This is a genomic window from Clostridium coskatii (assembly GCF_001675205.1).
Taxonomy (GTDB): Bacteria; Bacillota; Clostridia; order Clostridiales; family Clostridiaceae; genus Clostridium_B; species Clostridium_B ljungdahlii.
Window position 1 is genome coordinate 48,098 of sequence record NZ_LROR01000056.1, and the last position, 24,327, is coordinate 72,424.

Here is a 24,327-nt window from a genome sequence, read left to right on the forward strand (position 1 = left end):
TTAGAAACGCTTCCAGAGATCTTGTGCAAGTTCCCTGCTTCTTGCCATAATCCTTTCCTCGTCAACGCCTACAAGTTTTCTATCTTCCATAATAACTTTACCATTTATAATGGTTGTATCTACACAGCGTCCATTAATGCCAAATAATAAGTGTGAATTAATATTGTTTTCATTTATTGGTGTAGGTGCATTGTAATCTACAATAATTATATCTGCAAGAGCACCTTCTTTTAAAATGCCAATTTTTCCATCAATAAATCTTTCAACAATTTTTCTATTATTATAGAAAAGCATTTCTGGAATTTCAGTCCAAGCTACAGTAGAATCTCCAGTAGCATGTTTATGAATAATATTTCCAACTTTATAAGATTCCATCATATCTGAAGTATAGCCATCTGTACCAAGGCCTAATAGAATTCCTTTTTCATACATTTTGAGTACAGGAGATACACCTACAGCATTACCCATATTAGATTCAGGATTGTGAACAACTATTGCATTTTTTTCTTTAATCAAATCTAGTTCTTCATCCGAAACATGAATACAGTGGACTAAAATTGTCTTATCAGAAAGTGCTCCTGCATCATACCATCTCTGTACAATGCCCTTACCATATTTTTGTTTAGTTATCTCTAGATCCTGTATGCCCTCTCCTGTATGAACATGAAAACCTGTATTTAAATTTTCTATGGCATCCATACATTTTTCCAAAGTTTTATCTGAAATTGTCATAGAAGCATGAAGTCCAAACATACCTTTAATCATGTCATCTTTTTTATCATTACAATACTTAATGAAGTCCACATTTTCAGCAATACCTTCATCAGTAATTTTTTCTCCATCTCTATCTGAAGTTTCATAACATAAGCTGCTTCGGATACCTACCTTTTCTGCAGCCTCAGCTATTTTAAATAAACTACCTTTAACTGAATAAGCACTTGCATGGTGATCAAAAGCAGTTGTAACACCATTTCTAACTTCATCAATCATCGGTACAATAGCACTATAATAAATATCCTCTGGAGTTAATACCTTATCGAGTCTCCACCACAATCCTGTAAGTATGTCCATAAGATTTTTTGCTGGAGGACTGTCATTAGCCATCCCCCTAGCAAAAGTACTATAATAATGCATATGGGTATTAATAAATCCTGGCATAACAAGCCTACCCTTTGCATCAATAAATCTTGCATCTTTATATTTTTTCTTCAATTCTTCTGTCAAGCCAATTTCAATAATTTTATTTCCGGAAGCAGCAATACATCCATTATCAATAATTGGTCTAGCATCATCTCTAGTAATAAGCTTACCATTTCCTATTAATAGCATATATTTTCCCTCCTAAGTTTTAATATTAGGTCACAGCATATAACTGTACTTATCTATGCAACTTTTAATTATACATTCCATTTCTTTTGAGATAATATTTTCTTCACCAATAGTGTACATAGCAATTTTGCCGCTTTCCTCTCTAACTTTACAAATGCCTTTTTTAATATCAATAACACAAAATCCCTTATTTGTACTATTTTCAAAGTCATTTTCATTCCAGAAGACTGTCACTTTATCTTTATATGGATTTCCCTTATATGGACAGAAAACTCCACAATTTCCACATTCGTTGCACATACCATCTAAATGTATAACCTGACGAGAAGACGAAAATCCTCCTCCTACATTAATAGCTACATTTGCCCTATTTGGACAAACATCAACGCACAATTCGCAAATATTGCTGCAGGAAAGGCATCTTTTATATTCTTCTTCACAGCTTTTAGGATCCTTTAGTATACCCTTTCTGCTATATATTTGTTTTTCATCTATATGGATAACTTTTTTCTCAAAATCATTGTTCAATTTTTCTTTTGACAATATATTCTTGGCAACTGCTTTTCCATCTGCTATTGCCTTGACAATAGTAGCCGGTCCGCATTTAGCATCACCTGGAATATATACATTGGAAATATTAGTTTCACAAGCTTCATTCAGTTTTGGGAAATCCTTAGAATCTAATTCTATTCCATTTCTTTTTAATAAATCACTATCCACTTTTTCTCCTACGGCAGCAATAACCGTATCTGCATCTAATACAACCTCTTTGCCAGTTGAAACAGGACTTCTTCTACCTGAAGTATCTTTTTCTCCTAATATCATCTCTTCACAAAGCAATTTATTATCTTTAATAGCTATGGGTGCAAGAAGTTCTTTAAATACAATGCCATCAGAAATAGCTAACTTTAATTCTTCAGAATCTGCAGGCATATATTCCTTGGTCCTTCTATATACAATTGAAACAGTCTCCACTCCAGCTATTCTCTTAGCTGCCCTTGCTGCATCCATTGCTACATTTCCGCCTCCAATAATGCAAACATGTTTTCCTAAATTAATGTTTTCTTTTTCTGCTTTATATCTTTCAAGAAACGCAATGGCATTCACTGCTCTTTCCTTACCTTCTTTTAAAGATAACTTTCCTGGTTTCCAGGCACCTATTGCTAAGATAATATAATCATATTTTCCTTTCAATTCATCTATATTAAAATTTCCATTAATTCCAAATTCAAATTTCACTCCTTGTTTCTTTACAAGCTCAAAATCCTGGTCAATCATCTCAGATGGAATTCTAAAATCCGGGATAACATACCTCACTACACCATAAGGTTTTTCTTTTTTATCCATTACAGTTACATCCATACCATTTCTTCTCAAGAAAAGAGCTGTTGAAAGTCCTGCAGGACCTGCACCTATAACTGCTACTTTTTTATTACTTCTTATATTCTGAGGTTTGATATTTTTAATGTACTTCTTCTCAGCATTTAAGACAGCAATTTTTTTCATATCTCTAATTAAAACAGATGAATCGTAGTCCAATCTAGTACACTTAAACTGGCAATTGTGATTACAAATAGTTGCTGTAATTGCCGGTGACGCATTGTCCTTAGCAATTATAGAAAAGGCTTCATCATATTTCTTTTTACCTACTAAGGCCACATATTCAGGAATTTGCTGATTTATAGGACATCCTATGCTGCAAGGTGCTGTCATGCAATCATAAGTAGGAAGTTCTACAGAAAGTTTTCTACTTCCTACAGTTCTTGAGTTTTTAAGATGATGATCATCTTTTAAAGCTTCTTCTGCCAATTTTGATAGCATATCTGTATCTATTCCTGAGAATTTACCTTTAAGCTTTCTCTCTACCTTCTGAGCCATTTGCGTTATTCTCTCATATCCACCTGGCTTTAAGATAGTGGTTGCAAATGTCACCGGCTGAATTCCTGTAGTTAAAATTTTATCCACATTAAAGAAATCTGCTCCTCCTGAATAGGATACCTGTAAATCTCCACCAAATTCTTCAGCTAATCTACTTGCCAAGGATATTGTAAGAGGGAAAAGAGAACGTCCTGACATATACATTTCTTCTCCAGGTAATTCTTTGTTTTCAATTTTTACTGGTAAAGTATTAGTAAGTTTAACTCCTATTTCTAAATTCAACGTCTTTGCAGTATCTTTCAAACGCTGGAGCATTGTCACAGCGTCCCCATACTGTAAGTCATTTTTAAAATGATCTCCATTTAAGGTTATATAACCATATCCCATTGTGTTAAGCGTATTTCTAACAAATTTTTCTCCTAAAAGAGTTGGATTCATCTTTATAAAAACATTTAAATTCTTTTCTTTTAGTAAATAATTTGATATCTTTTCTATTTCCTCTGGAGGACATCCATGCAGCGTAGATACTGTAATGGACGAACAGACAATTGGGGATATTTCTTCTAAATCTTTTTCATTAAAATTGGAGAACAAATTCATATGAGAAATAATTACTTTTTTACACTCATTCCATACTTTTGTATTAGAAGCATTTCTCATGCCTTCAATATAGTTATTCATTTTAGGAGATTTAATGCCATCTAAATCATATCCTACACTCATGTTAAACATGAAATCTCTTTGCTTACTTAAATTAAGTTCCTTCATTAAAATATGAAGCAGGAACCAAGCTTTTATATACTCACAGAAAGCCTCAGATACTTTTAGTTCCGTAGACCATTCCACATTGTAGCATTCATCTTGTGCACAAATACAAGGTTTAGCTACTGCTAGATCTTCTCCATCAATAACCTGTACTGTTTTTAATTCAATAAATCGGCTCCCAGTTAAATAGGCAGAAACAATGTTCTGAGTCAATTGAGTGTTTGGCCCAGCAGCAGGTCCAAGGGGTGAAGATAGATTTTCACCAAACACTTCAATTGATTTTTCACTTTCATTTTTATAAAATTTATCTTTATGAATTCCAAAAATAGATCCCTTTTCTTTTAATTCTTTTATAACCCAAATAATCATTTTTTCAAAAGAAATAGGGTGCATTCTATCACTCATTTATATTCCCCCTAAGATATACTTTTACATTTTATTTTGCTAAAAATCTCGGTGGCTTTGAATCAATAATCTCTGTAAGTGTTTTTACAGGATCTTTCACCTTACTTAAGAAAATCATTGAAGCAACAATGTAAGGTTTATATCCTGCTTGTTTATAAAGTTCTTCACGATAACGATCAAATACCGAAGCAGCTACTTCACCCTGCTTACAACTTACTCCCGTAATATCTGCAGGTAAACAGTGCATATATAATGCTTTAGAATCTTTAGTGAGCTTCATCATTTCTTCTGTGCATTCCCAGTCCTTATAATTTGCATTTTGATTTAAGAGTTCTTTTTCAAGTACCTCTATTTCATCAAATTTACCTTCTCCATATAAGTTAGTACGCTTTTCCATTGCTGCAAATGGAGCCCAACTCTTTGGATAAACTATATCTGCATTCTCAAAAGCTTCTTTCATGGAGTTAGTTTTAATAAATTTACCTCCACTTATCTCAGCATTTCTTCTTGCAACATTCTCTACTTCTGGCAATATATCGTATCCCTCAGGATGTGCAAGTGTAACTTCCATACCCATTCTCGTCATTAAACCAATAATTCCTTGAGGCACGGATAATGGTTTGCCATAGGAAGGAGAATATGCCCAGGTCATAGCTAGTTTTTTACCTTTAAGATTTTGAGCTCCACCAAAATGATGAATTAAATGGAGTAAATCAGCCATACATTGAGTTGGATGGTCTATATCGCACTGAAGATTTACAAGAGTAGGACGCTGTCCAAGTATCCCAGCTTTATATCCCTCTTGAACTGATTCTGATACTTTATGCATATACTTGTTTCCTTTGCCTATAAACATATCGTCCCTAATGCCTATAACATCTGCCATAAAAGAAATCATATTTGCTGTTTCACGAACAGTTTCTCCATGGGCAATCTGCGATTTTCCTTCATCAAGGTCTTGAACCTCCAGGCCAAGTAAATTACATGCACTTGCAAAACTAAATCTTGTTCTTGTAGAATTATCACGAAACAGGGAAATTGCTAGTCCACTATCAAATATACGCGGTGATATATTATTCTCCCTCATCTGACGTAAAATATCAGCAACTGTAAAAACTGCTTTAAGTTCTTCGTCTGTTTTTTCCCAGGTTAAAAAGAAATCATTACTATACATATTTTTATAATCTAGTTTCTTTAAATTTTGAATAAGTTCTTTTAATTTTTCCATAAGATATGCCTCCTAATTGCAATGATTGAATTAGTATATTTTAAAATTTTAATATAAACAAAGTTCTTGGCATCAGATGGAGTTTTGGCTCCACCTGATGCTTAGAAATCGTTATCCAGGGACGTAGCTGCTCTTTGCTCCCACTTGGATAAGGGTAGTATTAGAGCAGGTAGTCATCGGATAAATATATTTTATCTTAGATATGGTATATTTTAAAGTTGGACTAACTAGTTAGTATAATTCGATTTTATAATAATAAAATATCTTTGTCAACATTAAAATATTTTTCTTTTAAAGTAAAATAATGTCTAATATTACTTACAGTTTGCATATTGTACAATTTCTTCTTAATTATAATGTTGACAAAATGCCATTAATATTATTAGAATAAATTATACTAACTGGTAAATCCATCTTATATTTACAATACACTACAATGCTTTGCTATAATGTGTTTACCTATTACTTGTCAGGTACAGGCATCTTAGATATCAGGTTCAACTCTTACTCCCTTAAAAAACAAAACCAAAACTCATCATTTTTATTAATTTCTTTCATGGTATAAGGTAGAGTATTAGAGTAGATAGTCATTAATTCAACTTTTGCAGTTTTCTTAAAGAACAAAGTAAAAAGTTCAAATATCAAATAAGGATAATTTTCTTCCTAATGTCAGAAAATATTAAAATTATAGATTTCCTGAGGTACGATGGAAATCATCTTTATCTGTTCTTTGCTATTTGAACTTTGTTATTTTCAAAAACTTTGCTTCGCAAGTTTTTAATATTAAGTCAAACTTTCATATGTGCAAAAGTTGAATTATTAAATAAATTTAATAGGGGGTTTTACAAATGTCAGAACAATCTGTAAAAAATGTAGACAAAGTAAACGAAATGCTTCCTCTTCCAAAACTTTTTACCTTAGGACTCCAACATGTACTTGCAATGTATGCAGGTGCTGTAGCCGTACCTTTACTCATTGGTGCTTCTGTAGGTTTGACACCCAGACAATTAGAACTTTTAGTAGCTGCAGATTTATTTACTTGTGGTATCGCAACTTTAATTCAAGCAATTGGCATAGGCCCTTATGTAGGCATTAAACTACCTGCAATTTTAGGATGTACCTTTGCTGCTGTTGGTCCACTTATCATTATCGGCAAAAGTTATGGGATGCCAACAGCCTATGGTTCCATAATAGTAGCAGCACTTGTTGTGGTATTAATTGCACCAATATACGGAAAAGTGTTAAGATTTTTTCCGACAGTTGTAACAGGTACAGTAGTCACTATGATAGGTCTTTCTCTAATTAACGTGGGCATTAATAGCATTGGTGGTGGTTCAGGCGCTAAAGATTTTGGAAGTATCTCCAACCTTCTACTAGGCACATTTGTAATGATAGTTGTTATATTTTCCAATAAGTTCTTTAAAGGATTTTTTCAAGCAATTTCTGTTTTAAATGGTATTATTTTAGGCACAATAGTTGCTGCATTTATGGGAAAAGTAGATTTCTCAGTAGTTGCGAGTGCAAAATGGATAAGCCTTGTTCGTCCATTAAATTTCGGTATACCAAAATTTAATCTTGCCTCTATCATTATGATGACCTTTGTCATGCTTACAGTAATGATCGAATCAACAGGCACATATCTTGGAATAGGTAGAATATGTGAAAGAAAGATTACAGAAAATGACATTGTACGAGGTCTTAGAGCTGAAGGACTTGCAACAATTCTAGGTGGTATCTTCAATTCTTTCCCTTACACAACATTCAACCAAAATTTGGGACTCCTAGCTTTAAGTAAAGTAAAAAGTCGTTTTGTTGTAATCGTTTCCGGTATTATTCTCATATGTCTCGGATTGATCCCTAAATTTGCAGCTTTAGCTACAATCATCCCACAGCCTGTTATAGGTGGAGCTACAACTATAATGTTTGCAATGGTAGCCGTAGCCGGTATACAAATGCTCTCAAATGTAGACTTCGACAAGAATTCAAACATGCTGGTTGTTGCCTGCTCTATTGGCATAGGTCTTGGAGTTACTATTGTTCCTACTATACTTGATCATACTCCTCAATTTTTCAAGTCAATCTTCAGTAGTGGTATAGTTTCTGCATCTGTAGTTGCAATAATTCTCAATGCATTTTTAAATCACGGTGAAAAAAATGTTACTAATATTGAAGTCTCCTCTGAAAATACTCCACAAAAATATTAGTAGCGCTTGTTAAAAGCACGTAATCTACTATTTAAAACCATTCATGTCAATATATTGACATGAAGATAATTCAGAATTATAATAAAAGTGGATTAACTAGTTAGTAATATTTATTTAAAACCAATTTGCTCGTAAAAATTTACGATTTGGAGGCGACTTGTTGTTGAAATGGATTGTTAATAATAAAAAAGATGTTAAGGCACATACACCTTTATTAAGTAAAAAAAATTTATGTGAAGTTAAAACTTTTCATGAAAGTTTTGAACAATATAAAAAAACTCCTCTTGTTAAGTTAGATGGATTGGCAAACTTTTTAGGACTATCTAATGTTTTTGTAAAAGATGAATCTCTTCGTTTTGGATTAAATTCATTTAAAGTGCTAGGAGCTTCTTATGCCATCGGAAAACATCTTGCACAAAAATTAGACAAGAATATATCAGAACTTCCTTTTTCAGTACTAAAATCTGAGAAAGTAAAAAGTGATTTAGGGAACCTTACTTTTGTTGCCACTACAGATGGCAATCATGGACGTGGAGTCGCCTGGATGGCAAAACAACTGGGATACAAGTGTATTGTGTACATGCCTAAAGGAAGCACTCAAAACAGATTAAATAACATAGCTGAATTTGGTGCAGATGTCAGTATAACTGATTGGAATTATGATGATGCAGTACGTTTTACAGCTAAGCAAGCTTCTAAAAATGGGTGGGAAGTCATTCAAGATACATCTTGGGAAGGATATACTGAAATTCCTACATGGATCATGAAAGGATATTCTACTTTAGCGCAAGAAGCTATTGAACAGTTACATGGAACTGTTCCAACTCACGTATTTTTACAAGCAGGTGTAGGAGCCTTTGCTTCAGTTATAGCAAGCGTATTTGTTTCTGCATTTGAAAAAAATCCACCAAAAATTATTATCGTAGAACCTGAAAAAGCTGATTGTTTTTATAAATCCTGCAAAGCAGGTAAAATTGAGGCCGTCACAGGAGAAATGAATACGATAATGGCTGGACTTGCCTGTGGTGAACCGAGTCCTATGGGCTGGAATATCTTGAAATACTGTGCTGATGCATTTGTGTCAGTTCCTGATTGGGTAACAGCAAGAGGAATGCGTGTCTTAGGAAATCCTCTTAAAGGTGATAATAGAATAATCTCTGGGGAATCAGGAGCTGTAACAGCAGGACTCCTATCCATTTCTTCAGAGGATAAATATAAGGACTTACGTGAAACATTAAAACTTGATGAAAATTCTAACGTTTTACTCATTAGTACAGAAGGAAATACTGATCCAAAGGTATATAGAAACATTACTTGGGATGGTGACTATCAGAGTTTAATATAGGGTTGACAAATGAAAAATAAACTTATACTCCGCATGTTTTTACAACCACAAGCCCGGTTAAACATTTTGATAAGTCTAAGCAGAAAATTTATACAAATCTAAGGACTTTTGAAAACTCGTACCCCAAACAATTCAAAAGTCCTAAGTTTTGTATATAAATTTTCCACTAAGACTTATATACAAAATGTTTAAATGTGCTTGTTTATTGTAAAAATATTTCTACGTATAAGTTTATTTTTATATAGTGATTACTAAACTTTCACACATGTAAAGTTTTTGAGTTGAAAGTTGAGTTCATTCTAATTGAAATTTTGAAAAAGAGGTAATTTAAATGTTAGACATTTTAATAAAAAATGGTTTAATTGTAGATGGTACAAATACTGCTCCTTATCATGCAGATATGGGAATCAAGGATGGCAAAATAATAAGTATAGAGAAAAATCTATTAAGTGAAGCAAATGACGTTATTGATGCCTCTAGATTAATAGTTTGTCCAGGCTTTATTGACGTGCACAGCCATAATGATCTAGTGCCTTTTACTTGTGAAAACCTTAGAAATTCAAAGTTACTTCAAGGGGTTACTACTGAACTCGTGGGTCAATGTGGCTTAGGGATTTTTCCCTATATAGAAAGTCAGGATAATGCATGGAAAAATTATGTTGTTGGAATAGTTGGAGGTGCTGATCTAAAATGGCACTTTTCTGACCTGAATGAGTATATGGCTAAAATCAATTCAATGGGATTAAAAAACAATTACGCTTCATTAATTTCCCAGGGTGCTGTCAGAACAAATGTAATGGGATTTGACCCTAGAATACCTACGCAATGTGAAATTGACCACATGTGCAGGTTAGTAGATAATGCTATGAGAAAAGGTGCTTTTGGAATGTCTCTAGGTCTTCAATATATGCCTGGTATTTTTAGCTGTAGAGATGAATTAATTGCTATGTGTAAAGTTGTAAAAAGTTATAATGGGATTGTTATGGTTCATGTTAGAAATCACGATAACACTATAAATAATGCTTTAGAAGAAATTATATCAATTGCCAGAGAATCTAAGGTAAAGCTTCAGATTTCCCATATGAGATCTTATAATTCAAGTGAATTAGGCTTGAATGCTGATTCACTTATTAAAATTGTACAAAAAGCAATTGATGATGGTATAGACATTACTTTTGATGAACATCCCTATCTTTCCGGCAGTACCTTAATGACTCAACTTTTACCACCCTGGCTTACAAAAGAAGGAGAAGGTACCTTATTAGAAAAATTAAAGGATGTTCAAGTATTAAATAGAGTTAAAAATGAACTTTCTAATACAAAAATCCATTACCCTGCATGGGATAATTACAGTGCAATAGCTGGTTGGGATGGTATTCTAATCACTTCACTTAAAAAAGATAAAAATTTGAAGTACATTGGAAAAAACGTTGGAGATATTTCAAAAAACTTGGGAATACATCCGGTAGACTTTATATCTAAACTACTTATTGAAGAAAATGCAGGAGTTGGAATAGTTACCTTAAATATATTTTCAGAAGAAGACACTATAAAACTCATACAACATCCCCTACAGATGGTATGTTCAGATAGTATACCTGCCGGTGTTCCACATCCACGTTTCTATGGTAATTATCCTCTTTTTATAGGTAAATTTGTGCGAGAAAAAAAGGCTATTAGCCTTGAAAATGCCATATACAAATCAACGCTATTCCCTGCAGTTACATTGGGTTTAAAAGATATAGGTAAATTAGCTCCTAACAATATGGCAGACATCACTATATTTGATTTTGACAAAATCATAGGTTATGAAGATTACAATAATCCAACTAAATCGCCTATTGGTGTAAAATATGTATTGTTAAACGGAAAACTTGCTGTAAAAAATGGAGTTGTATGCAAAGGTAATTATGGTAGAGTTATAAGGCACACGTAATTATATTAAGTTAAGAATTAAGGATTAAAAATTAATAGTTACTGATATCTTAATTTAATATTATATTTTCCATAAATTTATTTTATTACCACACGATATAATATATATAACATGCAGTTAATGACTACAATTATACTTACAGAAACTTAATGGGAGGGACATTATGGAAATAAAATTGGATTATAAAAATACAAGTAACAAAATCGTTAGCGATCCTTATAATAATAAAGTTTGCAATGATTTTAAGTCATGTATTTATCAATTGAAACCATATTTAAAAACCTTTTCTATAAGTGCAAAATTCTATAGTGATTCTAATTGAAATTTTAACTTATACATAAAATATACTAACAAAATTGAAATTACACTTAAAAACTTTTTTCATAAGTCTTAGTGAGGTATTTTAGAAAATCTTAGAAGATTATATATGTCTGAGGTACGAGTTTATATAATCTTCTTTAGATTTTCTAAATACTGAACTTTAGACTTATAAAAAGTTTTTAGTGTAATGAAATTTGTTAGTATATGCCTGGTATAAGTAAACTTTTTACTTAGAAGCTAAATCCCATTGCTTTCAAGGAAATCACGAAGTAAATTCATACATACAATCTTTCTATATTCTGCTGAAACCCTTCCTTTTATAGGGATAATAACCTTATCATATGCTGCAAGGTACTCTTTCTTAACAGTTTTTGCTTCTTCAATAGTCTTGCCAATGAGCATTCTATCAATAACTGGCAGTCTTATAACAACATCTTTAACTGCGCCAAAGGCTGTACTGCAATTACAAATTTTATTATTTTCTACATTAAGGATACCAGCAAAAGATACCCTGGAAATTGCTAAGGCATTTCTTGCCCCTACCTTCTTATAATAATAATTGTCAAATCCTTCTTTATTCATAAGAACTTCAACAAGCAGTTCATCTTTTTTGAGGGAAGTCTTTTTTCTACCAAGATAAAATTCATTAATAGGAATAATCCTCTCCTCTTTACTACTTACAATACGCAGTTTAGAATCCGTAACAAAAAAGATAAGTGCACTATCTGCTTTAGGTGAGCCATTACATATATTACCGCCAACAGTACCTAAATTTCGAATTGCAGGTGCTGCAATTTGTGATACTGCTTCTTTTAAAATAGCAGGAGTCAATTCATTTTCAATAATATCCGTAAAAGTACACCCCGCACCGATGTGAATATACTTTTCATCCTCTACTATATTTTTCATCTCAGATACTTTATTTAAGAACAAATATCTAGCATTTTCATCTGCCTTAATCATTAAATCCGTACCTCCTGCATAAGGAGTGACCTCCTCTTTTGCAAGAATATCCAATGCTTCCTTTAAAGATGATGGTCTATAACTATTTACCATAAACCTTTCCCCTCCTTTGCTGCAATACTAATAGCTTTAACAATAGCATTATAGCCAGTGCATCTACATAGATTTCCAGAAATACCTTCTCTAATCTCTGCTTCTGTAGGATCTGGATTTTTAGAAAGTATGCATTCAGATGCAAGTATCATACCTGGAATACAAAAACCACACTGTACAGCACTAACAGAAGCATATGCCTTATCAAGGACTTCAAAACGTTTGGTTTCACGATATCCTTCAATAGTCATAACCCTACTGCCTTCTATACTGCCTACTGCTACCATACAGGAATTAACTAGTTTGCCATCAAGTATAACAGAACAGGCACCACATTCACCTTCCTTACAGCCGCACTTTACACCAGTAATGTGTAATTCATTTCTAAGTACATCAAGCAAACGCTCGCTTCCCCTGGCAGTAGATGTAACTTCTTTTTCGTTAAGAATAAATTTTATCATTACTTAAGCACCTCCTGCAAAACCTTCATAGTATCCTCTTGAGTAAATGGAGCTTTATTCAAATTTACGTCAAGTGCATTTTCCATAGCTTCCACATATGCTGGAGCTGCACCAACAAGAGGAAGTTCACCAGCACCTTTAGCTCCATATGGGCCACAGTTATATGGATTATCTACTATTTCAGTTACAAGATTCGGAACATCTACTGCTGTAGGAATGATATAATCACTATAGCTATTATTACGGATTACGCCTTTATCATTGCATTGCATCTGCTCCATTGAAGCATATCCAATGCCTTGAAGAAAACCTCCCTGCATCTGTCCTTGTATGATGTTCATGTCAATAGGAACACCAACATCAAAAATACCCCATGCTCCAGTTACCTTTGTAATAGCAGTAAGTGTGTCCACCTCCACTTCAATAACATTAACAGACCAGGAAAAAGTCGGATATGCATCTCCTTTGAATTTTTCAAGACTAAATGGAATTATAAAGTCGGGCTCCACAAAATGTTCTTCCACAATCTGTTCTTCTCCAGTTTTCCATTCTCCTTTCAGTTTCTCTGCTGCACGCCTAAGCAATTCTCCAACTACCATTAAAGAACGGCTTGCTACAGTAGGCCCTGAGTCAGGTACATGGTCTGTATCCGGATTATTTATAAGCACCTTATCATAAGAAATGCCAAGGGTATCTGCAACAATTTTAGAAAAAGTAGTTTTGATACCCTGACCTATATCTGAGTTGCTTACTAAAAGTTCCACTGTATCATCTACATTTTTTCTAATTTTTACAACAGCTTTTATGAGATCACGTTCTCCACTTCCTGTAAAACCACATCCATGGAAAAATAATGACATACCAATGCCCTTTCGGTATCGTCCCTTTTGATTTTTATACATCTGACGTTTTTTACGATAGTCAGCAAGTTCATCAGCTCGCTTGATCATTTCAGGCAGCGATACATGGAAATGATACTTTCCACTTGTAGAAGTAGAATCGCCCTGTTTAACAATATATTTTTCCTTCAGTTCAAGGGAGTCAACGCCCATTTTCTTTGCAATGTGATCCATCATCATCTCTACTGCAAAGAAAGTCTGTGGAGCACCAAAACCACGATATGCACCGCAAGGTACTGTATTTGTCTTAACTGCACGTCCTACAACACGCAAGTTTTCTACCCTATATACGCCGTTTGCACAAATTACTCCACGCTGTAAAACAACAGGAGAAAGGGTTGTATATGCACCACTGTTGAACAATATGTCAATATCCATACCTGTAATTTCACCATCTTTAACTGCTACTTTATAAGTACAGATAGATGGGTGACGTTTTGAAGTAAACTCCATGTCTTCACGTCTATCAAATATTACTTTCACTGGTTTATTTGCCTTTTTAGCTGCCACTGCAGTTTGACATGCAAGTATAGAAGGAAAGTCTTCCTTACCTCCAAAGCCTCCCCCAGTAACATCCTGAATAATCTGAATATTTTTTTCATCATATCCTAAAGCTTTGGAAACCGCACCGTACACATAGTAAGGACACTGCATAGAACCACGTATTGTCATTCGCCCATCATGCGGATAAGCAATTATACCCTGAGTTTCAAGATATGCCTGTTCCTGATAACCAGTTTGAAATGTTTCAACAAAAACCTGATCAGCTTCTTTTAAAGTCTTAGAAATGTCTCCTTTTTCACACTTGTAATGGAAGAAGACTGTATTAGATTTTTGCATATCCAAAACGGGAACCTGTTCTTCATATACTACAATAATTTCGCTTAAAATTCTATTGACTTCTTTAAGGCTAGGTCCCACAACCATCAAAATAGGTTCACCTACATATTCCACAGTATCTTCAGCATAAACGGGTGTATCATTTTCCACAATTGCAACACGATTTACACCTGTTACATCATTTTTGTCAACAACAAAGTAACCATCAGGTAACTTAGGAATACTGATATTAGTGATTTTTGCCCTTGCCTTTGTGGAATGCAATAGTTTGCCGTAAAGCATATCATCCATCACATGATCATCTACATAAAGGGCATGGCCACTTATTTTTAACTCATGATCTTTTTTCTTTACAGACTTACTAATATTTTTCATACAATACCTCCCTATATTCAATTCATAAAAAAGTAATATACTATTTTTTTAGTTTTTTATAAAATGTACCCTTTAACGGCAGTTGACTACGGAATTTACCATCTAATCTATAATATGCATGAGAACAAGCTGGCGCTGTGGGAATCAAACATAATTCTCCACAACCTTTTGCTCCGTAAGCCTCAGGAATCTTTCCTTTACTTTGTACAAGAATAACTTCGAGTTCTGGAGCATCTGTTGATCTCATAAGTCCTAGTGTACCTAGCTTTGTCTTAGGATAGCCGCCTTCAACTTTAAATTCTTCTGTTAGAGCATATCCAAGCCCCATAACAATACCACCTTCAATTTGTCCTTCAACAGCCTGAATATTGACAGGTGTTCCAACGTCATAAGCTGCAACTACTTTTTCCACTTTTCCTTCTTCATTTAAGATAACAACCTGAGCCCCATAACTATAGCTTACATGGCTTACTGGATTTTTCTTTGGAGATCCCATTGGATCTGTCTTTGCAGAATATTCACCATAAAATTCTCTTCCTTCTAAATCAAAAAGAGTCAATCCTTTGTCCAATTCTGCTTTTAATTTTTCAGATACACGCCTTACAGCTTCTCCAGTTACCACAGTCTGTCTAGATGCGGTACTAGTTCCTGAATCAGGTGTATGAAAGGTATCTGCTCTTTCATGAACAGTAAGTGCTGGATTTAAACCTGTTGTTTCACATAATATGGTAGTACACATTGTTGCAATTCCTTGTCCCATACAAGCTGCAGAAGTTTTAATATGAACTTTTCCATTTTCTACAGATAAAATGCAACGACCAATATCCTTATTTCCCACTCCAGTCCCACTGTTTTTAAAAGCTATGGCAATTCCTGCATAAGGATTTGATTCATATACATCTTTAACAGCTTCCAAACATTCTACCATAGCAACACTTTCATCTGCTATTTGACCATTTGGAAGTACCTGTCCTGGACGGATTGCATTACGGTAACGTATTTTCCAAGGTGAAATACCCACCATCTCTGCCAATAAATTAATATTGTTTTCAGTAGCAAAACAGCTTTGTGTTACACCAAAGCCACGAAATGCTCCAGCAACCACATTATTTGTATAAACTGACATACCTAAAATGTCAATATTCTGATAATTATATGGTCCTGCTGCATGAGTACATGCTCTTTGTAATACAGGTCCACCAAGGGATGCATAGGCACCTGTATCTGCAATAATTACACCTTTCATAGCTGTTAAATATCCATTTTCATCACAAGCTGTTGTAAATTCCATTTCCATTGCATGACGTTTAACATGATAATCTAAACTTTCCTGTCTTGAAAACTTTACCTTCACTGGTTTTTTTGTGTACCATGCCATTAATGCTGCAAGATGCTGAACACTCATATCTTCCTTACCGCCAAATCCTCCTCCAACGAGCTGGGAATGACAGTGTACTTTTTCCTTTGGAATTTTAAGCATATTTGAAATTTCACGCTGCTCGTCGTAAACAGATTGTGAGCCAGAATAGAGTAAAATACCATCTTCTCCTTCAGGTGCTGCAATTGCGCACTCTGGTTCCATAAATCCATGTTCCTGAAATGGCGTTTTATATTTTCTTGTCACTACATATTTAGATTTTTTGATTGCTTCATCCGCATTTCCACGTTGAAGAATAGAACGACTCATAATATTTCCATCTGAATGAATTAAAGGTGCATCTGCTCTTAGGGCATCTTCAGGAGAAGTAATTGGCTCCAATTCCGTGTATTCTACATCAACTAGTTTGCACACTTCATCCAGCTTATCCTTATGATAAGTTGCCACAAGCGCCAGTGAATCTCCTATATATCTGGTTGTCCCACCTTCTGGAATCATTACATCCCAATCCTGTTTTATGTGTCCAATAATATCATTTGGAACATCCTTTGCCAGTAAAATTTTCACACAATCCGGATGAGCTTCTGCCTTGCTTATATCAATTTTATTTACAATAGCCCTTGGATATTTAGATCGAACTGTTTTAGCATAAATCATTCCAGGCAGTTCCATATCATCTACAAAAATACCTGTTCCATTTACTTTTTCGTCTACATCCACACGCTTAAATTTCTGATTCATCTTCAATTTACCTACAGGAGCTGGTATCTGAAGATTGTCCCTAAAATATTTCGCTGCCATTAAAATAGCTTCTTCAATTTTTTTATATCCAGTACAGCGACAGATATTACCTCTAATCGCCTTTTTTACATCTAACTTTGTTGGATTAGAATTGACATCTAATAGAGCTTTTGCACAAATCACCATTCCAGGAATACAAAAGCCACACTGTACTGCACCTGCTTCTCCAAAACAATATTCATAAACTTCCTTTTCCCTGTCACTTAATCCCTCAATGGTTAAAATTTTTTTTCCTATAAATTTTGATACTTTTTGTACGCAAGCTTTTACTGCTTTTCCATCTACTAAAATAGTGCATGTTCCACATGCACCTTCGCTGCAACCGTCCTTTGCAGAAGTGATCTTCAAATCATCTCTTAAAAAACGCAATAGGGGTTTATCAGTATTCGAAGCTACATCCTTACCATTAATATTTAATGTAAACATAAATAACCTCCTATTTTATAAAAATTTAACAATTTATTGTTATAATTATTATAAAACGGAGGCTAATGTTTATCAAATTCTTTGTGAAAAGAACTTGCTTTTTGCATCAAAACAATCTATCAAATTCATCTTTTGCATACTGACGGACATTGTGTTCAAATTGCTCATATTTTTTTAAAAATTCCATACCTTCTTCGGTTAAATAAGTTTTTCCACCATTTCGTCCACCATGTTTCCTCTTAACCACCGCATATCCTAATTCTTCTTCCAACTGATTCAGCATATTCCACGCTTTGCTATAGGAAAGAGCCATGTGTTTACATGCATTTCGTACAGAATGTGTATTCTGAATTAAAATCAAAAGCAACTTTGTTCTTGAATTAAAAAACATAGACTCCTTTTCAATACTTATTTTAACAAAAGGATGTAAAATACGCTGGTTATGTTTCTTTAGGAGTTTTTCCAATTGGCAAGGGTCTCCTGTATCACTTAAAATTCCTTCATCTTCCACATCCATCAACTGTCTTTCAACGCCAATATTTTGTATAGCTCCCTCCATCCCTCCATTACCATCATATTTTAAAACTTGAGGGATTAACTTAGAAGATATCAAAAGGGGGTGTCCAGTTTTTCCATGATAAGATGGTGATAGCAATTGTTTATCACATTCTATCATCTTTTGAATAGTTTCTGGTGTAAATAGTGGAGCACTTACCGGATTAAATATTACTTGATCACATTTATTCTTTAAAAAATCCAATCCTATTTTTACAGAATCAAGCATTTGTGAATTTTCGTATTCTCCATTATACAAAAATATAACTCCATAATAGGCTAAATTACGTTCAATTTCCTCAGACTTATACCCCGTAATTACCACAATTGGTGAAACTCCAGCCTTTTGAAAAGTTAAGACAATTCTTTTTACTATAGTTATAGAACCAATTTTGCGCAGTGGATATGTTTCATCTCTCTCTGACGTTTTTCCTGCAGCAGCAATTATACCTCCTGTTGTTTTTTTCTCTTTCTCCATATCCATACTCCTTATCTAGCTGCAACTTGCATATATGTACAATTTAAGACTATATTACCTTGCTTAGTATATAAATACTTCAACTTTCCCAATTTAAAAACATTGTGAATCAATTAATTTTCTTCTTTTAAACACTGTTCAATAAGCCCTTCGGCTACATCAAAATACTTTTTTAAATCAAACTTACCTTCATCAATAAGATACTGTAGTGATGCTCCTAACATTAATGATAGCATTATATATGTTAGCATATCTTTATATTCATTATCTACACTGTCTTTAAATTCCCCTTTATCTAAAACTTTGCTAATGCCACCGCGCCATATATTAAAAGTTTTTTGAAACTTTTTCCTTATTTCCTCATTTACTGTACCTTGAACCCAATAATCAAGTTGTACATAATCTAATTCTTTATTATTTAAAATGTCATCTTCCTTTTGTTCAAAAAATCCTCTTATATTTTCTAAAACACTTTTATTTTCTAAATCTATATATTTCTTACGGTTCTCTGAAAATTGCTTTTGTATATCATCTAAAAGGGCTATCATTATATCATTTTTAGTTGGAAAGTAATAATGCAAATTAGCCTGACTTCTCTCAGTTTCTTTTGCAATCATATGCATACGGGTACCGCTTATTTTTTCCCTTGCAATTACTTTCATAGCAGCATTTAATATCTCTTTTTTTGCATCTTTTGGCATAGTATAACCTCTTTCTCGTAACAATTATAATCTACTATAAAATTATACTCTAAGTTTAAATTTTACGCAAAATTTGTATAGAAGCTTCATATCTTATACTTAAATATCTGTAAATAAATCTATAAAACTAAATTTAGAGTAATCAAATAATCCCCTTGAAGTTATTTTTATCTCTGGAATTACGGGAAGTGCCATAAACCCAAGTGTTATAAATGGATCAACTTCTTTTTTAATTCCAAACTTTACTGCTAATGAATTTAATTTTATAATTTTATCTACTACAAAAGATGGATTCTCAGATGTCATAAGTCCACCTATTGGTAATTTTAAATACTCTAACAATTTACCTTCAGATACAAATACTATACCTCCATTATTGGATATAATGTTATTTACTGCTATCTCCATATCTTTATCATTGTCACCTAATACAATTATATTATGAGAATCATGGGCAATTGTCTGAGCTATAGCCGCTTTTTTGAGACCTAGGCCTTCTATGAACCCAACAGAATGTTTTCCACTGTTTTTGTGTCTCTCTATCACAGCTATTTTATTTACAACTTCTTCTTTACTTTCAACACATTCAACTAATCCTTCATTTATTTTAACTTGTCTCTTTTCCTTTTTAGTAACTAGTCCTCCTGGCTGAACTTTTATTACATTTACAAATTTACCTTTAGCCTTAATCTTAAATAAGTCTTCTTTTATATGATCTACATTTACTGATGGCTTAGCAAAAATATCTTTAAACATATGATTATTTTTGTATACTTTACCATTCTTAATCACATTTTTAATTTTCAATTTTTTAATATCTTCAAATATTACCAAATCAGCCTTCATACCAGCTGAAATAGCACCTCTATCCCATAAATTATAACAATTAGCTGCATTAAATGATGCTATTGTATATGCTTTTATAGCATCTAATCCTTCATCTATAGCAGTTCGTATACAATTATCTATACTGCCCTCATCTACTAAATCCTCTATATGTCTGTCATCAGTACAAAACAAAAACCTGCTATAATTTTTGTCATTTACTGCAGGTAATAATTTTTTCAGATCTCTAGCCGCAGATCCTTCCCTAAGCATTACATACATCCCATTTTTCACTTTTTCTAAAGCTTCTTCATAATTGGTACATTCATGATCTGTTCTAATGTTAGCACATAAATAAGCATTAAGTTCTTTATCATTAATTTTAGGGCAGTGTCCATCTAAACTTTTTCTATACTTGTTTACCATTAAAATTTTTCTTATCATCTTTTTATTCCCTGAAGTAACTGCATTAACATCCATTACTTCTCCAAGTCCTAAGACTTGAGGATCTTCAATAAATCTTTCTAAATTATCCGCTTCAAGCACTGCACCATTATCTTCAAAATCTACTGCTGGAACACAAGACGGAAGCATAAAAAATATATCTGCATCACCTTTTTTACTGTTTTGGAGCATAAATTCTATACCCTTTTCTCCTAAAACATTTGCTATCTCGTGGGGATCTGCAATAATTGTAGTAACCCCTTTTTTAATAACTAAATCAGAAAATATTTCTGGAGTTACCATAGAAGATTCTATATGAACGTGAGAATCTATAAACCCTGGTGCTACAAAAAAACCATTGCAATTAATTTCATGGTTTCCTTCATATTTACCCATTCCTACAATTATCCCATCATTTATTGCAATATCCTTTTTTTCAACAGTTTGAGTAAATACATTTATTATAAAAGCATCTTTCAGCACAAGTTCTGCTTTTATCCTGCCCATAGCAGCATCGATTTTACTTGTCAATTCATTCATCTACTCACTTCTCCAATCTATTAAAATGCCCTATTATAATCTTACTCCCACAGTTTAAAAATATTGCGAAGCAAAGCTTCGCAAGTTAAGAATGAATAATGAAAAATTAATAGTGAAGGAAAATTTTTAGCTGTCACAAAAAATCTTTAAATTTATATAAGTTAGTGCTTAGTAATGTTTTGCTTTAGCAAAACGAGCTTTGAAAAATTTAATTAAAGATTTTTTGCAGTGTAACGAAAAAAATCCACATTAACTATTAATTCTTCACTCTTAACTATTAACTAAAAAGTTGCTTCGCATTATATTTAAATTAAGTCAAAATCTCATATGCGTAAAAGTTAAATATATAATATATATTACTCTACTCAAACGGAAGGAGTAAATACCTTAGCACAAATAATACAGCAAGAACGTACACTATTGGACTAAGTTCTTTACCTCTACCAGTAGCTATTTTTACTATAGGATAAATGATCATTGCAACTGCAATACCATTTGCTATACTATAACTAAAAGCCATTAATGAAATAGCGAAGAAACATGGTAATGCTTCTGTAAAGTCACCAAAATCTATATTTTTGATTACTCCCATCATTAAGGCACCTACTATAATAAGTGCTGGTGCTGTAGCCTGTGAAGGAACTACTCCAACAAGTCCTGAGAAGAATAATGAAAGAATAAATAATATACCTACAGTTACTGCTGTGAGACCGGTTCTTCCTCCTGCCGTAACACCAGAGGTTGATTCAACATAGGTATTAATAGTACTTGTTCCGAAAAATGATCCTGCAGTTGTTGCTACTGCATCACAGATAAGGGCTTTCTTAAGTCTTAAAACTTTACCGTTTTCATCTACCATCCCTGCCTTTGTAGCAGTTCCAACAAGTGTTCCAATAGTATCAAAAAGGTCAACCAAACAAATTGTTATAACAACCATAACAAAACTCAAAATTGCTCCTGCTATAGAAGTACCTCCTTTTGAAAAAAGACCGGAAAAATCAAAAGCTGCAAAAGTAGGTGCAAGAGAAGGTGGTGCACTAAAGATGTGTAAATTTGCAAGAGAAGTAACTTTAAGCGGTATACCTATAAGCGTAGTTAAAACAATGCCTATAAGAATGGATCCTGTAACATTTCTTGCCATAAGTACACCAATTACTAAAACTCCTATTATGGTAAGCAATGTTCCTGGTTGTGCGAAATTTCCAAATCCAACAAGTGTTGATTTATTTGAAACTATTATTCCACCACTTTTTAAACCAATAAGTGCAATAAAAAGTCCTATACCACCAGACATAGCATATTTTAAATTTTGAGGTATAGCATCAACAATTTTTTCTCGTATGGATGTAACTGTAATAATTATAAACAAAATACCTGAAGTAAGTACTGCAGTAAGAGCTTGGTGCCAATTAAAACCTAATGTCAAACATACTGTGTAAGTAAAGAATGCGTTAAGACCCATACCTGGAGCTTGAGCAAAAGGTAAATTTGCATAAAACCCCATTATAAATGTTCCAACAGCAGCAGCTAGACAAGTAGCAACAAATACCGCCGATACAATAGGATCAGAGCCTACATTAAACTTTGAAGCTGCATCTCCAACTACACCTGCTGAATTCATACCTGCTATTCTAAGAACACTTGGATTAACAAATATTATATAGGCCATAGTGATAAAAGTTGTGAATCCAGCAAGAATTTCTGTCTTTACATTTGTGTTGTTGTCTTTCAACTTAAAAAATGACTCTAGAAACGAATTTTTCTGTCCATTAACTCCACTTTCCATAAATTAACCCCCATTATAAAATTATTTAAAGTTCTCTAAACTTATTAAGCTGAAGAACTTTATTTTTAATAACATTTAGGTTCTTTTATTTTTTTGCCGGATATATATCTGTCCTTAATATTTCTGTCATCTCCAGTATAAATAAACTTTTGCAGCCTTTCTTCTATTGACAATTGTCTAAATATAGCTAAACTGCTATCATCAATAACAAGAGCATCAAACTCATACCCATTTTCAAAGCTTCCTACTTTACCAAAAAATTTTCCTCCACCTTTTGTTGCCAGGTAAAATAATTCTGCAGTACTAAAAGGCTTATCTACTTTACTGCTTTCAAGCCATTTTAAATTTGATACCTGAGCACTATTCACAATTACATTTGTCATTGACAAACTATGTCCTGCAGATATATCACTTCCAAGCCCTACAGGGATACCTCTTGTAATGAACCTTCTAATAGGTGCAATGCCACTTGACAAATTGCAATTTGAATTAGGATTGTGAGCAATAAATATATTTTTTCTTTTCATCAACTCAATTTCATCTTCATCTACCAAAATACAATGAGCCATAATAGTGGGCACATCTCCAAACAATCCAGCGCTATCATATACACTTGCATAGTTTTTACACTCTGGGTGTAATTCTTTAACAAATCTAACTTCATCATTATTTTCACATAAATGTGACTGCACTGGAACACTGTACTTTTTAGCTAAATTTCCTAAGTTCTTTAATAACTTCATACTGCAGCTTGGAACAAATCTAGGTGTAATTATAGGCTTGACAAGTTCATATTTTGTAGAATATTCCTGCAATATTTCTTCTGTATCATAAACTGAATTTTCTGTACTTTCTACCAAATATTCTGGTGAATTTCTGTTCATGTTTACTTTTCCCACATATGCTGATAATCCTGACTCCGCAAATAAATCCATTAAAAGTTTTGTTGAATCTTTATGAATAGTTGCAAAAACACATGCCCTTGTGGTACCAAATCTCCACAAATCTCTTATTAAAGCTGAGTACACCTTTTTTGCATAGTTAATATCTGCATATTTTGCTTCCTCAGGAAAAGTATATTCTTGAAGCCATGGCATCAGTTCTTTATCAAGCCCTAATCCTAAGTTTCCATATTGTGATGCATGTAAATGCAAATCAACAAATCCTGGTATTATAATTGCATCTCCATAGTCTATAACCCTTATATTTCTAAACTTTTCAGGAAGATTTTTATATACACCTTTAACACACTTACCTTCAACTACAATATACCCATTTTCAAATACTTCAAATTTGCCAAAAGTTTTAGTAAAAATAATATTACCCTTAACAATATATATGCCCTCCATTA

The 24,327-nt window shown here is 33.3% G+C and carries 15 protein-coding genes; 3 read left to right on the plus strand and 12 right to left on the minus strand.

Annotated features, from left to right (window positions below; genetic code table 11):
• Genes ssnA through ygeW form a run of 3 tightly spaced genes read right to left on the minus strand, consistent with a single transcriptional unit; the run spans position 1 to position 5,605 of the window.
• Positions 1 to 1,329 carry a putative aminohydrolase SsnA gene (gene ssnA / locus CLCOS_RS14135; RefSeq protein WP_013239030.1) on the minus strand — a complete coding sequence of 443 codons (1,329 nt, stop codon included), beginning with the start codon at positions 1,327 to 1,329 and terminating at the stop codon, positions 1 to 3.
• Between the two features lie 30 nt (positions 1,330 to 1,359).
• Positions 1,360 to 4,377: a putative selenate reductase subunit YgfK gene (gene ygfK, locus CLCOS_RS14140; RefSeq protein WP_013239031.1), complete on the minus strand. Its 3,018-nt coding sequence runs from the start codon at positions 4,375 to 4,377 to the stop codon at positions 1,360 to 1,362.
• 31 nt (positions 4,378 to 4,408) lie between these two features.
• On the minus strand, positions 4,409 to 5,605 hold the full coding sequence (gene ygeW / locus CLCOS_RS14145; protein WP_013239032.1) for a knotted carbamoyltransferase YgeW: 1,197 nt from the start codon (positions 5,603 to 5,605) through the stop codon (positions 4,409 to 4,411).
• Positions 5,606 to 6,453: 848 nt separating this feature from the next.
• On the opposite strand from ygeW, the gene CLCOS_RS14150 reads away from it, so the two are divergent.
• The 3 genes from CLCOS_RS14150 (at position 6,454) to CLCOS_RS14160 (ending at position 11,090) form a co-directional block, all read left to right on the plus strand.
• Complete coding sequence (locus CLCOS_RS14150) at positions 6,454 to 7,809, plus strand: nucleobase:cation symporter-2 family protein (protein WP_063601681.1); 1,356 nt, start codon at positions 6,454 to 6,456, stop codon at positions 7,807 to 7,809.
• Between the two features lie 163 nt (positions 7,810 to 7,972).
• Entirely contained in the window at positions 7,973 to 9,154 is a 1,182-nt protein-coding gene (gene dpaL, locus CLCOS_RS14155) for a diaminopropionate ammonia-lyase (RefSeq protein ID WP_063601698.1), read from the plus strand.
• 331 nt (positions 9,155 to 9,485) lie between these two features.
• The gene (locus CLCOS_RS14160) at positions 9,486 to 11,090 is read left to right on the plus strand and encodes an N-acyl-D-amino-acid deacylase family protein (protein ID WP_063601682.1); all 1,605 of its coding nucleotides are present in this window, start codon (positions 9,486 to 9,488) and stop codon (positions 11,088 to 11,090) included.
• Positions 11,091 to 11,648: 558 nt separating this feature from the next.
• Here CLCOS_RS14160 and CLCOS_RS14165 read toward each other — a convergent pair.
• The 9 genes from CLCOS_RS14165 to guaD form a co-directional block, all read right to left on the minus strand.
• Positions 11,649 to 12,467, minus strand: a complete 819-nt coding sequence (locus CLCOS_RS14165; RefSeq protein ID WP_063601683.1) for an FAD binding domain-containing protein — start codon at positions 12,465 to 12,467, stop codon at positions 11,649 to 11,651.
• Entirely contained in the window at positions 12,461 to 12,928 is a 468-nt protein-coding gene (locus CLCOS_RS14170; protein WP_063601684.1) for a (2Fe-2S)-binding protein, read from the minus strand. The genes CLCOS_RS14165 and CLCOS_RS14170 overlap by 7 nt, the downstream gene beginning before the upstream one ends.
• The gene (locus CLCOS_RS14175; RefSeq protein ID WP_063601685.1) at positions 12,928 to 15,042 is read right to left on the minus strand and encodes a xanthine dehydrogenase family protein molybdopterin-binding subunit; all 2,115 of its coding nucleotides are present in this window, start codon (positions 15,040 to 15,042) and stop codon (positions 12,928 to 12,930) included. The genes CLCOS_RS14170 and CLCOS_RS14175 overlap by 1 nt, the downstream gene beginning before the upstream one ends.
• A 40-nt stretch (positions 15,043 to 15,082) precedes the next feature.
• On the minus strand, positions 15,083 to 17,647 hold the full coding sequence (xdh, locus tag CLCOS_RS14180) for a selenium-dependent xanthine dehydrogenase (protein WP_063601686.1): 2,565 nt from the start codon (positions 17,645 to 17,647) through the stop codon (positions 15,083 to 15,085).
• 106 nt (positions 17,648 to 17,753) lie between these two features.
• Positions 17,754 to 18,680 carry an NTP transferase domain-containing protein gene (locus CLCOS_RS14185; RefSeq protein WP_063601687.1) on the minus strand — a complete coding sequence of 309 codons (927 nt, stop codon included), beginning with the start codon at positions 18,678 to 18,680 and terminating at the stop codon, positions 17,754 to 17,756.
• 113 nt (positions 18,681 to 18,793) lie between these two features.
• Entirely contained in the window at positions 18,794 to 19,381 is a 588-nt protein-coding gene (locus CLCOS_RS14190; RefSeq protein WP_063601688.1) for a TetR/AcrR family transcriptional regulator, read from the minus strand.
• Between the two features lie 99 nt (positions 19,382 to 19,480).
• Positions 19,481 to 21,190, minus strand: coding sequence for an adenine deaminase (ade, locus tag CLCOS_RS14195; protein ID WP_063601689.1), 1,710 nt, complete (start codon positions 21,188 to 21,190; stop codon positions 19,481 to 19,483).
• 361 nt (positions 21,191 to 21,551) lie between these two features.
• A complete protein-coding gene (locus tag CLCOS_RS14200) occupies positions 21,552 to 22,976 on the minus strand; it encodes an NCS2 family permease (RefSeq protein WP_063601690.1) in 1,425 nt (474 codons plus the stop codon).
• A gap of 65 nt (positions 22,977 to 23,041) precedes the next feature.
• A complete protein-coding gene (gene guaD, locus CLCOS_RS14205) occupies positions 23,042 to 24,325 on the minus strand; it encodes a guanine deaminase (RefSeq protein ID WP_063601691.1) in 1,284 nt (427 codons plus the stop codon).
• Positions 24,326 to 24,327 lie beyond the last annotated feature (2 nt).